The sequence below is a fragment of the Pseudoalteromonas luteoviolacea genome, from assembly GCF_001696455.1.
Classification (GTDB): domain Bacteria; phylum Pseudomonadota; class Gammaproteobacteria; order Enterobacterales; family Alteromonadaceae; genus Pseudoalteromonas; species Pseudoalteromonas luteoviolacea_C.
In genome coordinates this window covers 114,633-130,329 of record NZ_MAUJ01000002.1, presented here as the reverse complement: position 1 = coordinate 130,329, position 15,697 = coordinate 114,633, and the positions used below count along the sequence as shown (strand labels likewise).

Sequence of the window (15,697 nt, the reverse complement as noted above, 5' to 3'; positions counted from 1 at the left end):
ATAGGTGTTAACACTATTTAAACATCTCTTCTGCACAGAGTTCTAGTTTGATGCGCAGCATTGAGCTCGGACGCAACCTTTACATGTTGTATCCAAACCCCGCTAATTGCGGGGTTTTTTAATTGCTCTTTGAAATAACAGCTTCAGCGCAAAGTTATATCTCCATAAAAAGAGACAGTATGATCGTGTCAAAGTAATGCCATTGTGTTTTTATAAGAATTAAACGCCTTTACGAGCACAAGATTAACTTTTGCCTGATAAGTCCTTCATCTTCAGACTTCAACGTTTCATTCAAAATACTCAGTTCATCGCCGGAACCCAGAATTTGGGCGTTTTACGCGCCTATCATCAAGTTAAAACAATGGTCAAAACGGACTCTGTCGCGTTCTTCTCAATACATAGATCCACACGTAACTCATAGATTTAAAATTCGCAAAAGAAAGTACTAGAGCTGGTGGAATTATTTTGCTACTTTAGACGTCTAGACGTACCCCTCACGCAATGAGAAATTTAAACAAAATAAGGGTAATGTAATGAATAATGTTGGATTTATTGGCTGGCGCGGCATGGTTGGCTCTGTTCTAATGGAGCGTATGGTAGCTGAAGGTGATTTCTCTCATCTTAGTGCGCACTTCTTCACGACGTCACAGGCTGGGCAACCTGGCCCTACGTACGGTGGCGAGGCTAAACCACTCAATAATGCCTTTGACATTCCTTCTTTACAAAAAATGGACATCATCGTGTCCTGTCAAGGGGGAGATTATACAAAGGAAGTGTATCAGCCATTGCGTGATGCTGGATGGGAAGGATATTGGATTGATGCCGCTTCAGCGCTTCGGATGTCCGCTGATAGTATTATTGTTTTAGATCCAGTCAATAACGATGTGATTCAGCAAGGGCTAGAGCAAGGCGTTAAAACTTTTGTGGGTGGAAACTGCACCGTTTCTTTGATGTTGTTGGCCTTGGGCGGTTTGTTTGAAAAAGACTTAATCGAATGGATAAGCCCAATGACATATCAAGCTGCTTCAGGTGCTGGAGCGCGCAACATGAGAGAGCTGATTTCACAAATGGGCGACATTCATGAGAGTGTTAAATCTCAATTGGAGAGCCCGTCTTCAGCTATCCTTGAAATTGACAAGTTAGTTGCTGACAAACTCAAGTCCGATTCATTGCCCAAAGATCAATTTGGTGTGCCGCTTGCTGGGAGCTTGGTCCCATGGATTGATGTTCCAATGGAATCTGGCCAAAGTAAAGAAGAGTGGAAAGCTGAGGTCGAGGCAAACAAAATCCTAGGCTCTGTAAAGCAGCCAATACCAGTGGATGGACTTTGTGTAAGGGTCGGAGCAATGCGCTGTCACTCTCAAGCTTTGACGATAAAACTTCGTGAAAACGTAGAGATCAGCGATATTGAGAAGATACTTGATGATCACAATGAATGGGTTAAAGTCATCCCTAATGAAAGATCCATTACAGAGCAGGAGTTATCACCAGTTAACGTGACAGGTTCTTTACATATCCCTATCGGCAGGATCAGAAAGCTTTCGATGGGTGATAAATATATCAGTGCGTTCACCGTTGGTGATCAGCTGTTATGGGGAGCTGCAGAGCCTTTACGCAGAATGCTCCGTATTATCACTGGTTGATAGAATACGCCTAGTTGCGAAAACTAGGCGCTTTTTTAGAGCTGGCGTGTGTGGTTAAAAATGAAACTCATGCACGCTGTAAGTATGTTCAATACCACTACAATCAGTCGCTAAAGCAGAGACTGGTTTGAATTTGCTATCTAAGAACCACTTAGCAGTCATTTTAGAACCATCTGGACATTCAGCTCCTATCGTGTGAGCAATTCTTTTTCCTGCGGGAATATCTGCTGGCACATTCTGATTCCAGTAAAGTCTTGCTTCCGAGTAAGGTGGGATACCAGGGATAGACTTATAGTAAACTTTCATGGGATACCAGCGTGTGATAAGTCCATTGCAAGACGTGGATTCACATTTTAAATAGACAAAATTGTAAGAGTACTTGAGTACTCCATCTGTAGATTGTGTAGTTTGCTCGGACGCTAACGCACCGAAGCTCATCATGCCAACTAAGAGCGTACTTGCTAAAAGTGTATTCTTCATAACTAACTCCTTATTTTTTATTGAATAAACGAACTTCCACATAACTGACTCTATGTATAACAATCAAATGAGCAAAAAAATACCCACTTTATGTTACAATTTATTTACTTTTTTACGTTTGTACATATTTATATATGAGCGGGGGTAAAGGAACTATATATGACTCAACATGCCGTTATGTTGTCGTTTTACCCAAGTTATAAGGCGTGAGCTAAAAGGAGAAAACATGGGTATCACGCTTTCATTACCTTACCTGATATAGGAAATATTTCTAATATAGATCCTTTGAGGCACAGCTTAGCAGCGTTTAAATACGCTATATTTCCGGCCAATGTTTAGAACTAAAACAGGTACGAAATGCTTTTTGTAATAAAAAGTATACAGTTTTAATTCGATTTCATTTTAACTGATAGCTATAAAGTTGTTGTAAAATTTTAAAGCGTATTTTAGTACTTATATTAAAAGTTATCTTAAGAGTGTGCTTATTATAAATAACCACCCATTAATTCAAATTAATAAATAATGAGATTTTAGTCATATTAGTCAGCTAATTGAGGATCACTGATCTATCAAGATTGCAAAGCACCAATATAGTTTTAAGTAAGTTTTCATGCTTAATAACACCGTCATGTTTGCATATGAAATGGCCTAAAGCGACAACAACTGGTTGTTAAACTGCCTAGATATTCTAAGTGAGTAACATTGAGCGCAGCTAAATAACTTATCAATGACACAGTCACGCTGAATAATCTGTGACACTAAACATGATCTATAAAATAAATTGTCAATTAGACAATTTATTGTGTGATATTCTGTCCCCCAATTTGCTAGAAGGCACTCATCACCTTTTATCATTGCTCTTTGGCAATGTGGTCATAGTAAATTTCAGCATATCTTATACAAAACACTCTTAAATCATCGCGCTCCGAAAAGCGCTCCATCCAATATATTTCCATATTGACAATTTATTGTGCGCTGATCTAATCTGTAAATTGTCAATGTGAAAATGTATGGAAGTTAAAGTGGATAGAATTAAGAACAAGAAACTCATTAGTATTCTATATCTGATGCTTTTGACCGGGTGTGGCGGTAGTGGTGAAGCAGCCAACCCTGAGTCTAAGACCCCAGTAACACCTACTGTGCCAGAAACGCCAGTAGCACCGGCAATACCAGTGAAAGTCGCCCCTCCTGACGCTAAATCTGACTATATCGGCTTTGAGTCTGCGCCAGTAAGGCCGTTAGCGAAAACAGTAGATGGCAAGCGATTACTTCTAACGAATACGTCCAACAATACCCTTGAGATATATTCTATTGGAAATGGCGGTGAAGTTTCCTTTTTGCAAAGCGTACATGTCGGATTAGAGCCAGTCTCTGTCGCGATAAAAAATAACCAAGCATGGGTTGTTAATCACTTATCTGATTCAGTGAGTATCGTCGATTTGTCGCGTTCACCAGCGCGGGTTGTTCGTACGTTATTGGTTGGGGATGAGCCAAGAGATATTGTTTTTGCTAAGAATAAGGCATTTATCACAACCGCGCATCGAGGCCAGCAAAGGTTTGCCCCAGCTTTGGAAAATGTTAAAGGAGCTGGAGACCCTAAATTACATACCTCAGGGGTAGGGCGCGCGGATATATGGATATTCGACACAGAGAATTTGGGCAAAAATATAGGTGGAAAGCCCGTAGAAATTGCATCAATGTTTGGGGATACATTAAGAGGGCTTGCTGTCTCGTTAGATGAAGAAACCGTGTACGCTGCGGTACTGAACTCAGGTAATCAAACGACAGCTGTTCATGAGGCGGTTATGTGCCCTGGGTTTGAGGACGATGAGTACGGGGCCGTGCCTTGTAAAGTATTAGATGAAGTTAGCTCTCCAAATGGGCTGAACGATGGTTACCTACCGGGAGGGAGAACGGCGCCTGGCGTAAACTCTGAGGGAGAGTATCAACCTTGGACGAGCATGATTGTGCAATATGATCGTAGCTCTGGGCAGTGGCAAGATACGAAAGGGCGCAACTTCTCTAACGGCATTCGTTTTCGTTTGCCAGATCATGATGTTTTCGCAATTAGCTCAGACACACATAAGAAGACTTCTAGTTTTAATCATGTTGGCACGACCCTGTTTAACATTGCCGTCAGCCCAAAAACTGGCGAATTGTTCGTGTCCAATACTGACGCAAACAATGCAACTCGATTCGAAGGGGCTGGAAATTTTGCAGGCTCAACCGTACAAGGAAATATTGCCAAAAGCCGTATTACGGTTATCAACCCGTCAACGGGCAATGTACGCCCTAGGCATCTAAATAGGCACCTAGATTACGACGACTTGAAAGGTAACGCTTCAATCAAACAGTATAGTTTGTCCACACCTTTACAACTTGCGGTGAGCGCAGATGGCAAGCTTATATACAGTGCAGTCATCGGGTCCAATAAAGTCGCGATATTCTCAACAAGCACATTGAGCAATGATCGATACTGGGACAACAAAGGAGAAGAGTTCGATCCGAAAACAGCCAGCGCGCAATACTTGTCTGTGGCGGGTGGGCCTGTTGGGCTTTTGCTGCATGAAGAACAAGAATCCTTATATGTCTTCACACGATTTGATAACAGTCTCGTCCACATCAACACAACAACTGGTGCCGAGCTTCAACGGCTTACTATGCCTACGCTCGAGCCTAAAGACTACATGGCAGGAAGGCATATGCTTTATGATGCAAATCGTTCCTCTTCCAATGGAGAGTCTTCTTGTGCTAGTTGCCATATCTTTGGTGATACGGATCATCTAAGTTGGAATTTAGGAAACCCCGACGCCAAAAATGAAAAGAACCCACAGCCATTTCCTACTCAAAATTTATCGGAGTTAGGGTGTTTGTTAGTGGGTCCTGAGGATGAAAGCTGTCAACTCCTAGAGATCATCAATGGCAATGGTGATGAACGTAGTTTCGCGGCTATGAAGGGGCCAATGGGCACGCAAACGCTGAGGGGGATGCAGCATCATGGTCATATGCATTGGCGTGGTGATCGCTCTGTGGGCTACTTCGGCAATGATGTTAAGCAAACTTTAGACGAGCGTACTTCTTTTAAAAATTTCATTGTTGCTTTTGAAGGATTGATGGGTCTTGATATCTCACTTCCTGAAACAGTAGATGCAAATAATAAAACGGCAGAAGTTCAACAGCTTGAACAAGACATGGATAAGTTTGCTGATTTTATGCTTAAAGTTGCTCTACCGCCCAACCCAATCAGAAATTTGGACAACTCCTTATCATCTTCCGCGCATATAGGCGAACAGTTCTTTCATGGCGAGCGACGCGCTGATGGTGCAGCACAAGATACGCCATTAAATGGTGATAACGTCGACGGAGTAAATTGCGAGGGCTGTCATGGTGTAGATCCTTCGAAAGGGTTCTATGGTAGCCGTGGTGAAATAGCGCATGGAGGAGAAATCCAAATTTTGAAGGTTCCGCAATTAAGAAACTTATATACACGTGTTGGTATGTTTGGCTTACCGGACCGCCAAGGCTTTTTACCTTCTCATACTAAAGAACACCAAGGAGACCAAATTCGGGGCTTTGGCTTTTTGCACGATGGTGCGACGGATCAACTGCTAAACTTCCTTAAAGGTGGGGTTTTTGACAATGGTGAGAAAGGTTGTCCTGAAGGGGCGGATGAACGGTATGGCTGTCACTTTAATGTCGGTGCAATAGGTATTCCCGACGAAAAGACTCGGCAGGGGTTAGTTGATTACATGATGGAGTTTGATAATGATCTAGCGCCAATTGTTGGCCAACAAATTACCGTTACTCAAAATACATTAGAAGCAGTTAAATCAAGAGTTTCACTCTTTGAGCAACGAGCGAGTACCCCTTTTGTATCGAAACTTTTGGGTGGGCAGGTGACTGAATGTGATCTGATAGTATTGGGTGTTGTAGATAACGAACCGCGGGGTTTCCTTTTTGACCATGCACAAAACAACTATAGAAGTGATCGAGCGTTTGAAAGTCGCCTGACGATTGCACAGTTATTAGATATCGGTGCAGAGGAAGGGAATAGCTTAACTTTTACTTGCACTATTCCAGGTAAGGGCTGGCAAGCCGCATTGGATTTCGATTTGGATGGAATGTTAAATGGCGATGAAATTTAAACGTCTTCTGAAGTCGTTATTACTCGCACAAAAGACAAAGTATTTTCGAACATTTGAGCCAACTAACAGGTAAAGATATGAGCAATTATTCATCGCAACTTTTGGCAGATTATGCGCAAATAGCTCAGGCACCTATTGAGGAGGCCTACTCACTGCCTTTTGCTGTTTATAAACACCAAGACACATACGTCCTAGAAATGGAGAAAATATTTAAAAACGAATGGGTCTTTATTGTGAGTGAACAAGAGCTAAATCAAGCAGGAGATTATTTTGCTTTTACATTGGCAGATGAGCCTATCGTAATTATCCGAGGCCAAGATGGGACTGTGAGGGCGCTATCAAATCTGTGTCGACATCGAGGGACGATCTTACTTGATGAAGGGTTTGGTAACGTAGAAAAAAATATCGTTTGTCCATATCATGCGTGGACTTACTCAGACGATGGTGATTTTAAAGGCGCACCTTTTACGGGTAACGTCAATATAGATAAAAAGGCGCATTGTTTATTGCAATTCTCCCTTGAAAGCTGGCATGGCATGTTATTCGTGCATCTTGGTGAGCCTATCGATTCACTCAGTAAGCGCCTTGCAGGCATTGACGACTACTTGTATCACTTCGGTTTACCTGAATTTAAACATGGCTACCGTTCAGACAAAGCGGAACTATGGAATGCGAATTGGAAGCTCGCCATGGAAAACGCCATGGAAAGTTATCATTTGTTTAAAGTGCATAAAACGACCCTAGAAACTGTAACACCCACTCGGCAGGCTTTTGATATTGCTGGTTATTCAGAATGGACTTTAACAGGTGGCGAGATGAAAGATACCGCAAGTAAACTTGCTAAGTGGTTTAGAGGAAGTTATCCAAAGGTATTTGATAACTATGTACTTATATCTATTCCACCCTCGTTTGTGGGGATACTGACCTCAGAGAGCCTCTCTTGGGTTCAAGTGTTACCTCAAGGTAGCGAGCAGTGTATTGTCCGTTCGGCCGGCATTTCAAATGTGAAAGTTAGCGCAGAAGATAAAGCAGAAAAAGCATTTGTTGATGCATTTTTTGCTGAGGATAAAGAGATTTGTGAGCGTGTACAAAAAGGCATGGGGTCAACCCTTGCCCGAGGTGGAAAGCTAGTAACAATGGAAAAAGTCGTTGCCGACTTTCATCAGTTTTTAGGAAGCCGTTTGTTCAACACGCCTACCAGTGGTTTTTACGAAGCACCTAAAGCAAAATTATTTTTAAGTGAAAGTGGAGATGAGAAGTAACTTAAGCTTGGTGAAAGTGCACGATGTAACTTAGGCAAGCTTATGGCTTTATCACACTTTTATAGTTGAGAACTTAAGCTTAATGATGCCCAGCAGTATAGAGCTATTGGGCACTGTCCTTAAGCACATCGGATATGAACTCTTAGCCTTGCAGTAACCTTTGTAACCTATCTTCGTTATACGTGATAGTCATTGCCACCCTTCATAATGAAAAGTCGATATATTCAAAATTAAAGCGAGAAAGTGCCATTGGCATGCGACTTTTAAAGTAAAAACTTTAGGGCAATATAATCGCTTCGAATGAACTTATCTTAAAAAGGATGCTTTATGAAGAAGATAGTTAAAAAGGTCTCACTCTCGATTTTGCTACTGGCAGCATGTGGTGTAAGCGCCGAGCACACTCAGAGTGAATGGACCGAAAAATTTGATTTAATCAGCGCGCAATATCAGGCACAGTACCCAGATAGTTTCAGCCGCTCAAGTAATTTGGCTTGGGCTGAAGCTTATTATTTGGATGCTTTGCTTGAAATGTACTTGGGAACAAAAGATACCAAGTATTTGGACGTGTTCATATCACGGGCTGATAAAGCGCTGGCCCTTGCAAGGGATGATACGGGCATGGGCACAGATGGATATGACGGGTGGGGTGAGTGGGTGTACTCCATAGACGCTATTCAAAACTATGGCGCTGAAGCCATTGATAAACAAGACAGCACTTTGCCAGCAAATTGGTCGCGATGGCAGTCAACTCCTGAAACTGCGTATCGAAATACTATTGATAAATTTGAAGATGGAAAGAGTTTAGCTGCTTTTACAGTTAAAACTGCACCAGACACAAATCGTTGGCACGTTCTGCAAACGCCTTTAAGAAACCCACATAAATCCAACTCGCACTTTGACCCCAACAGCAAATATCAAATTAATTTTCATGCGAAGATTGAAAACTGTGACGCTGGTGTACGAGGCCTAGTGCAAGTCTATGACTTTACTGAAAGAAAAGTGCTTATGAACACTTATATTGACTCGCAGACTTACCAGTATCACATTGCAGACTTTATTACACCTTCAGACCCAAGGAACGACGTGCAAGTGCGACTCTACGCCTCAGACTATCGCAAAAATTGTACTGTTCACTTTGACAACATTCGTGTTAAGTCATGGCGAGAATATCTAGTACACGATGGCATGATCACAGCGCCCATGGCCAAATTTATAAAACTGGCGAAGACAGGGCGGTTAGATTCACGTTTTAGTCACGTAGCAGACAACTACTATGACTTTTTGGTCAATCATACATTCCCTAAATGGGAGAAAGATCTGTACAGTACGCTAGGTGGTCACCTTGTTTATTTATTTCCAGACGATTCCTCTAGCCGAAAGCCGGGTCAATCTTTACCTCATAATCAATATCTTGCTCTGCAGCGCACCTACGCAGAGCTTGCTCAGATAGAAAGCGGCGATCCGCATCATAAATATATGGCGCAAGCACTAATTGAAGCGTTTAAAAGTAGTTTAACACTAGGGCGCTTTCAAGCTAATTCTGGCGTGCCAGCAAATAAATATGAATGGAGCTACTGGAGCATCCTGACTGACAGAGACACAATTAGTGATGGTTTAAATTGGACCGGTACAGAAGATACCAGCCACGGTAATCTCGATGTTGCCGCAACGGTGAGTAGTTATAAAGCAGGGCTGGGTTTTAACAAAGCGGAAATGACTAACTTTGCAAATACCGCAGATTTTATGATTTCGCACTGCGATAACTTTAGTATGCATGTAAATAAGTGCTATGCCTCAGAGTCGCTTACTTCTCTTAGATGGTGGATGCAGTTGGCAGAGTTCAAGCCCAGTATTTATCATGATTCTGAAGCTAAGTTAAATCAAATGTATGATGCAATACAGGGTGTTGGGCAGCGATATTACATGGGGGCAATTGCACAGCTTATAAAAGGTTATCAAGTGTATGAGCAACCATTTGATGTTGCATTAGCAAATGCATTACCTGAAGGTTGGCGGCATTGGCAGTCAACGCCTGATACCGTATTTTTAAGCCCCAATAGTGCTTTTAGTGGGTCGCAAGGGTTAACGGTTAAAAATAAACCGACATATGGTTGGCAAGTTGCACAAAAGGTTTTTGATTATGAACCGAGTGCGACGTATCGACTAGAAACCATGGTACGTGTATTTTCTGGTGATGCTGGCGGCCGAGTTATGATTTATGACGCAACAAGCAAAAAGTCACTTGCGCAAATGACGACAACAAACAGAGATTGGTCGCCGTTAACGATGGAGTTTACAGCGCCAAATACTGCTGGACATGTTTTACAAGTCTATTTGTATTCAACAAAATGGCAAGTCGACAGTGAGCTCCATTTTGATGATTTGGAAATTTATCGAATTAACTAATTGAATTGGAGGTGATTGGTACTTTAAGTGCCATTCACTTTAACTCTTATGTGTAGCTTTAATGTAGTCATAAAGAACGTGAAATTAAATTGGGATAACTTAGCGCAAGTTTTAAGCCTGAATAATTGACATGCTAATAACTATGGGATGTTGAGACTATTTTGTACGAGTTGCAAAGCGAGATGCGAGACTAACAAGCAAGTACTACAAATTGGCGTATTTTTATAATAGAGAGACATTCCATTGAGTCCTCAATAATCGAGTACAATATATCCCATAATTTACGTTATGTTAAATTGGTAATTTCCGATACTATTAAGATGGAAAGGACTAACCTTTTGAAATAAAGTCTCTTATTAGGTGTTTACTATATCCGATACTAATCAGTATCGGACTTAATGTGGTTTTAAGAACAAAGACAGTGTGCCTGCTGAGCGTCTTGGTTATGCTTTAAATAATAAAATACCGGCTCAGAACTATTCGTTTTTTAAGTCATAGATAAATACTTGACCTCGATAAGCATATTCATATGCATTCACGTAGTCTGTCCCAACAATTTCTATGTATTGCTTTGTACGAGTTGTATGGTTTTTTTCTTCGACTAGTTCACTACCACTTTGATTTGATCCCCACCATGCACCACCTCTTGAATTAAACGCATAATTATCATTGCTCATTGGGGTTTTAAAGTAAATGCGGTAGAAATAGTTTTTATAATGATGCACTCTAGCGACGTTGTACTCGCCTATTATTGGGCAATCGGTATTCACTGGGCAATCGCTAATACCACCTTTAAACCTTACAATGGCTGTCGCTCCCATTGTTTTGGGTTGATCTACCCAAGTATATTGACCTTGTTGACCTATACTCAAAACTTGGCCCGGTTTGCCACCGGGAGGTAAACTCGCTGCTTCTCCTTTCAAATCAGCAGAAGATGTCCCTGATGCGCTGGTAATTGACAATGTTGTACCGCTCCAAGAATGTGATAGTGACACGCCATTGGTGCCGTCTGTTCCATCTCTGCCATTGAGACCATCCAGACCTTTAGGGAGGTTAATTGTTATGCTTCCTTGTTCTACATTCTCAAGGGTGATAGTCCCGTCACCATTGTCTTTAACGCTGATTGCTTGGGCATTTAACCCATCGACACCATCTCGGCCCGGCGGCCCTTCAATCACAGAAACGCTGTTTAATATACTAGATAATAGATCATGTGCGGCCTGTAGTTTTCTGTTTAACTCACTTTGATATTCGTGGGCGCTCAATTGTCCATACACTTCCACATTACCGTCACAGTCGACCGGCACTGACGTATCTGCTGTTTTACACTCAACAATTAATGAACGCCGCGTTCTGCTTCCTGGCCTTAGGTCAGCATTGAACAAACCATCTTCCCGCAGCGTATTTGTACCTGTTACTTGAGCAATGTACTGATTATTTTCTAACTCAGTACTCAAATTTATTTGATACTGCCCCTCACCCAGTCTAATAACATTGTCTACGCCGTAAGCATTTGCTAATGGGCAGACATCCAAAAGTGTACTACCGTCTACTTGAGGCACTTCTAAAGAGCACTCATCTAGCCCACCTTGAAAATACACCAGTGCTTTGGCTACTCGTTGGTCTATTCTTGATGCTGATGAATAATACTCATTCAGAGCATTTAAAGTGGGCTCTGTTGGACTATTTGAATGACAGATTGCAGGAAATACTGCGACTATCGCTGCATATAGTTTAAATTTCATGTACGTCTCCTTGTTGACATAAATCTATGAGCGTAAGGTAGTTTCCAAATAATTACTCCCTCAATCAGGTTTACAAAAGCGGTTTTATAAGGTAACGAATGATAAGTAAAGCCGATTGAATATTCAGTAGCGTAAGATGTGCTCGACACAAATTCAAGGTTAGTTTTGGGGTAATTTTTACCACACATTTTACCAATGTATTGGCCTTTAAAACCAAAATTTGGATTGCTACTCAGCTATCGTAAGGAATTGTTCATTGTTGGATTTAACAAAACCACGAAATTCAACTTTAGATTCCTCTGTAAGCCCTATAAATGCTCGGCCTACTAATTTTCGAGCCCAAACCTGTTTTTAGATAACCCTCCGCCCCACTCATGCTCATGTAATATACCTGTTGCAAACGGTTTGCTAGATACGAGCGGAAAAACGGTTGTGTTTGTTACTGCACAAACGGTTGAAGTGTTTGGGTGGGTAAGATGTGATTCTTGATATATAAAGGGAAAGTTAAGTTGAGTTAGATACTCGGGAATTCCAAACAACGTTGAAATTTGATTTATTTAACATAATCTAAATTTGTTTGAGATTGGACTGTCATGTCGGTTAGCTGAATTATGTAGCTTCTGACAGTCCGGGAAAATGCGCGTGTTACATGCTGTCAATTCTAGATCGTTCTTTTTCAGCTAGTTTTCTATATTTTTTGGTTTTTAAATACATGTTCCATTTCGCGGCAGCCTGCACTCCTGACTCTAACGCAACATAAGGAAGCTTATTCACTTGCTTGCTCCATGCATCAGCATACTTAAATGCTTTCTTTCCAGAGCTTGGGTTGTTAGTTGCGCTAGCGTAGTCAAAATTAGTTCAGTTCCAGACTAATCAGCATTAGTCATCACATAGCAAATTCCTAACCAAAGGACGCAAAACAGCAGGCTTGCGCTCCTTCGTCGCCAATTTTAGCCAAGTATTATCCACCGCTTATGATAGGCGTTAGCAGTATAAGGAGAGCCGTGAGTAAATTTATTTGGGAAATAACAGCTCAAGATCTACTCGAACATACCATTTGGCAATTTCCAAATTGGAAAGATGACACAGTCGATGAAACTGTTATAAGTCCTGCTTCTGAATCTGATGCGTTTGATCCTAACTCTGACTTACTTGTTAAAGCACAGTTTTCCGACGCTAAAGGTAATAAATTCTTCGGCTATATTTAAATTGCTTCAACTGGAATTGAAAATACTCAACCTTGCATGTTTTACAATGGTGAAAAGGTCGGCTTTTGGTTACCTGCAAAACGCATAAGTGACTTAGGTTGTGTACCCGCTTTTACTGTTTCAATACGTTTTTTAATGCTGGTGTGGCATGACTCTTCGGGCGTCTCCGCCACTTTTGTTCTTACTGGGTTTAAATCCACATACGCTAAACACGCTGCCAGCGTTGCTTCATCCTCTCCGCATAAAAATTTAAGATAGGAGTCTTCATAAATACAAATACGACCATATTTATCGCTCTAAACAGCTTTACCAATCAATTTTGTATTTCCCATTAGTGCTTTTCAATATCGTACTTTTGTCTACACCTAAGCTGACTTCGCCATTTTTTGTGTCAATAATAAAATACCCTTCAGCAACATCTAGTTCATTATGGTCGGGATGTTCTGGTAATTGCCTTTTACCTATTATGAAATGCTCAACTACTTCAACATGAAGAACATCAGAATGTATAATAACTTCATAACCTTTCGTTACATATGTATTACTAGCATTAGTAGAGGATAAATGATACCCATTTATAAGAAGCTGAGGTTTCGGATCTATACACCCTGATAAGATTAAAAGTATAAAAAAACCAAGTGTTTTCTTAATGGTTATCATTTGTAAGTTACCGTTTTCTTAAAGTTATCATGAATATAATATCGATTAAAGAAAGGCATTTCGACGCCACCAAATGGCCACCATTTTTTGGGGGCCATACTTAAAATACCTTCAAATATATCTGTGTAAGTGTAAGGGGTCGTTCATTTCTAGAATTAACCAAACTCTGAAATCCAACTTTCGATTCCTCTGAAAGCCCCATATATACTGGACGTCATAAATTTTCGAGCCAAAATCACAAAAACCAAAAATACATTTGTTTTTAGACAAAACCCGCTCATTCCATATCATTCTGCGCTCATTCCTGCTCACAATACGTTTAGAATTAGACTAATAATCGCCATTTTTAAAAACGTTTAAACGCCCTTTAAATAGACTTTAAATACGCTTTAAACATCAATTTGTTTAACAGCGACAACTCGATTCATGTCTGGGCCAACCTCAACGGTAAGCAAAATTCCATTTACCACAAACTGCAAAACACTTTGGTTAAATGTGGAATCGGCTTCTGTTTGAACTAGCTTCATTAACTGTGTGGTTTGCTCAAACCCGATTAACTGAATCGCCGTTTTTATCATGGCTTCATCAATGACCACCAAAGTGCTTTTAATTTCGGGCGCGATATCCAAAACGGCTTTAAATAAATTTGGATGCAAGTGCCCTAGCGTCAATTTTGTTCCAGACTCTGGTTTACCAAGTGACTGCTTAGCTGCAATCGTCGCAACTTGAGATTTAAAATAACTTTGCCCTTCATTAATGGCGTTATTAAAAATCGGCGTGGCAACTTCTCTAATTTGGTGATCGAGTTTCGCTAACATCTGGCCCGTTGCTTTGTCAGAGCCCAACCATGCAAGACCTGGATTGTAATCCCAACCGATATCAATACCAGGTAATCGCTCCAGTTCTTCACCTGTTGTTGGGTCAACTTCGGTAAATGGTTTTTGATAATTCTTAAGCGCTGAATCTGGTGTAACAGTTAACCCCATGCGTTTAATATCGGCATCACTCAAGCTCACGACTTTACACCTGCAGTTCCAGCCGTTCGGCGGATAATGCGTGTGCCAGAAATTATGTTCAATTGGTAAAAGTATATAATTCCAAGCACTATGTTGCGGTCTTACTCGCGAATCTCCTGCAGTTAAATATAAAAGATATGGCCTGCGATGTTTTACTCGTTCTTGCTGTTGCCATCGGCCAGCTGCCCGTGCCGTGTTTTTATTGTTTTGATAAATAACCTGCGTACGCCAACCGCGTCTTCCATTGTAAGACCAACCATGTTTTGAAACCGCTTTATCAAAGTGCGCTCTAAAGTCTGTGATCGTCTCGCCATTTTCAATTGCAGCAAGTACGGCTTTATATAAATCGTTTAACAATTCCGTTTTGGTAGCACCGGCAACGGTAAATGCACGGGCATGAATGTGGCCTAGTAAATCTTTATATGGCTCAGTGGGTATTTGAACTTTTGACTTTAAATTTGAAATGGCCTCGTCGAACTTTACGAGTTGGCCATACTGGGAAGGGATATCGGACATATCAGAGCTTAGCTATATCTAGAGAAATTGCTTGATCAGCCCCCTGCTCATCTCGCTTATAAAACCGGATAAATCGACTGCTATCTATGGTGGTTACAGACTCGGCAATGATGTCCATCGCCTTTTGCCATTTACCCGACTCGTCTTGGATTTCTAACTTACGTAAACCCAAAATACGCTGCGGATTAATGGTGCCTTGCTTGTCAGTAGAGAACACTTTATTGACAATGGCTTTGATGTTTTGATTACCGCCTTCGGTCCAATCACTGATGCATTTATCTATCATTTCTTTGGCGATTTGTAGCTCAGGACCCAGTTCAATTCGCTCCTGAATTTGTATTTTCACAGACAACGAATGGTCAAAAGAGCGCAGTGTTAAATTGCCTTTTTTGCCACCTAAATTCACGCCATGTTCTTGTGCTAGCAGCTCTAAAAAGTCGTCTGCTTCTTCCATTTGTTGGTGCTTAAAATCGGCGAGTGCTTGTTGCTGTTTCTCTGCAAGTTCTATGGATTTTTTGACAAATTCGTCCTTTATTAGGTCAGTTTGCTTCACATTCGCGAGTGCAACTAAATTGCCTTTACCATCTTGTAAAAAGCCTTCGGGTATCGCATTCAT

General features: G+C 41.1%; 10 protein-coding genes and 1 pseudogene. 5 read left to right on the top strand and 6 right to left on the bottom strand.

Annotated features, from left to right (window positions below):
- Positions 1-533: 533 nt before the first annotated feature.
- Entirely contained in the window at positions 534-1,643 is a 1,110-nt protein-coding gene (gene asd / locus A7985_RS09175) for an aspartate-semialdehyde dehydrogenase (RefSeq protein WP_065790175.1), read from the top strand.
- A 54-nt stretch (positions 1,644-1,697) separates the two neighbouring features.
- On the opposite strand, the gene A7985_RS09170 is transcribed toward asd, so the two are convergent.
- Positions 1,698-2,123, bottom strand: coding sequence for a hypothetical protein (locus tag A7985_RS09170; protein WP_065790174.1), 426 nt, complete (start codon positions 2,121-2,123; stop codon positions 1,698-1,700).
- Between the two features lie 1,022 nt (positions 2,124-3,145).
- Between A7985_RS09170 and A7985_RS09165 the strand changes: the two genes are divergently transcribed.
- The 3 genes from A7985_RS09165 to A7985_RS09155 all read left to right on the top strand — a co-directional run bounded on the left by A7985_RS09165 (position 3,146) and on the right by A7985_RS09155 (position 9,936).
- Positions 3,146-6,268: a hypothetical protein gene (locus tag A7985_RS09165; protein ID WP_218061289.1), complete on the top strand. Its 3,123-nt coding sequence runs from the start codon at positions 3,146-3,148 to the stop codon at positions 6,266-6,268.
- A 77-nt stretch (positions 6,269-6,345) separates the two neighbouring features.
- On the top strand, positions 6,346-7,530 hold the full coding sequence (locus tag A7985_RS09160) for an aromatic ring-hydroxylating oxygenase subunit alpha (RefSeq protein ID WP_065790173.1): 1,185 nt from the start codon (positions 6,346-6,348) through the stop codon (positions 7,528-7,530).
- Positions 7,531-7,857: 327 nt separating this feature from the next.
- Positions 7,858-9,936 (top strand): hypothetical protein, encoded by a 2,079-nt coding sequence (locus A7985_RS09155; protein WP_065790172.1) that lies wholly within the window; start codon positions 7,858-7,860, stop codon positions 9,934-9,936.
- Positions 9,937-10,412: 476 nt separating this feature from the next.
- On the opposite strand, the gene A7985_RS09150 is transcribed toward A7985_RS09155, so the two are convergent.
- Positions 10,413-11,681, bottom strand: coding sequence for a hypothetical protein (locus tag A7985_RS09150; RefSeq protein WP_065790171.1), 1,269 nt, complete (start codon positions 11,679-11,681; stop codon positions 10,413-10,415).
- Between the two features lie 1,004 nt (positions 11,682-12,685).
- On the opposite strand from A7985_RS09150, the gene A7985_RS09145 reads away from it, so the two are divergent.
- Entirely contained in the window at positions 12,686-12,889 is a 204-nt protein-coding gene (locus A7985_RS09145; RefSeq protein WP_065790170.1) for a hypothetical protein, read from the top strand.
- 62 nt (positions 12,890-12,951) lie between these two features.
- Here A7985_RS09145 and A7985_RS26230 read toward each other — a convergent pair.
- From A7985_RS26230 to A7985_RS09125, 4 genes and pseudogenes are all read right to left on the bottom strand, one after another.
- Positions 12,952-13,122: pseudogene (locus A7985_RS26230) on the bottom strand (transposase); the annotation flags it as partial.
- 73 nt (positions 13,123-13,195) lie between these two features.
- Entirely contained in the window at positions 13,196-13,549 is a 354-nt protein-coding gene (locus tag A7985_RS09140) for a hypothetical protein (RefSeq protein ID WP_065790169.1), read from the bottom strand.
- A 389-nt stretch (positions 13,550-13,938) separates the two neighbouring features.
- On the bottom strand, positions 13,939-15,081 hold the full coding sequence (locus tag A7985_RS09130; protein ID WP_065790167.1) for a phage head morphogenesis protein: 1,143 nt from the start codon (positions 15,079-15,081) through the stop codon (positions 13,939-13,941).
- Position 15,082: 1 nt separating this feature from the next.
- The gene (locus A7985_RS09125) at positions 15,083-15,697 is read right to left on the bottom strand and encodes a DUF3164 family protein (protein WP_065790166.1); all 615 of its coding nucleotides are present in this window, start codon (positions 15,695-15,697) and stop codon (positions 15,083-15,085) included.

Excerpts from the sequence above, each read along its gene's own strand:
- A7985_RS09170 (WP_065790174.1), bottom strand. The coding sequence starts at position 2,123 with ATGAAGAATACACTTTTAGCAAGTACGCTCTTAGTTGGCATGATGAGC.
- A7985_RS09130 (WP_065790167.1), bottom strand. The coding sequence starts at position 15,081 with ATGTCCGATATCCCTTCCCAGTATGGCCAACTCGTAAAGTTCGACGAG.
- A7985_RS09160 (WP_065790173.1), top strand. The coding sequence starts at position 6,346 with ATGAGCAATTATTCATCGCAACTTTTGGCAGATTATGCGCAAATAGCT.
- A7985_RS09150 (WP_065790171.1), bottom strand. The coding sequence starts at position 11,681 with ATGAAATTTAAACTATATGCAGCGATAGTCGCAGTATTTCCTGCAATC.
- A7985_RS09155 (WP_065790172.1), top strand. The coding sequence starts at position 7,858 with ATGAAGAAGATAGTTAAAAAGGTCTCACTCTCGATTTTGCTACTGGCA.
- A7985_RS09140 (WP_065790169.1), bottom strand. The coding sequence starts at position 13,549 with ATGATAACCATTAAGAAAACACTTGGTTTTTTTATACTTTTAATCTTA.
- A7985_RS09125 (WP_065790166.1), bottom strand. The coding sequence starts at position 15,697 with ATGAATGCGATACCCGAAGGCTTTTTACAAGATGGTAAAGGCAATTTA.
- asd (WP_065790175.1), top strand. The coding sequence starts at position 534 with ATGAATAATGTTGGATTTATTGGCTGGCGCGGCATGGTTGGCTCTGTT.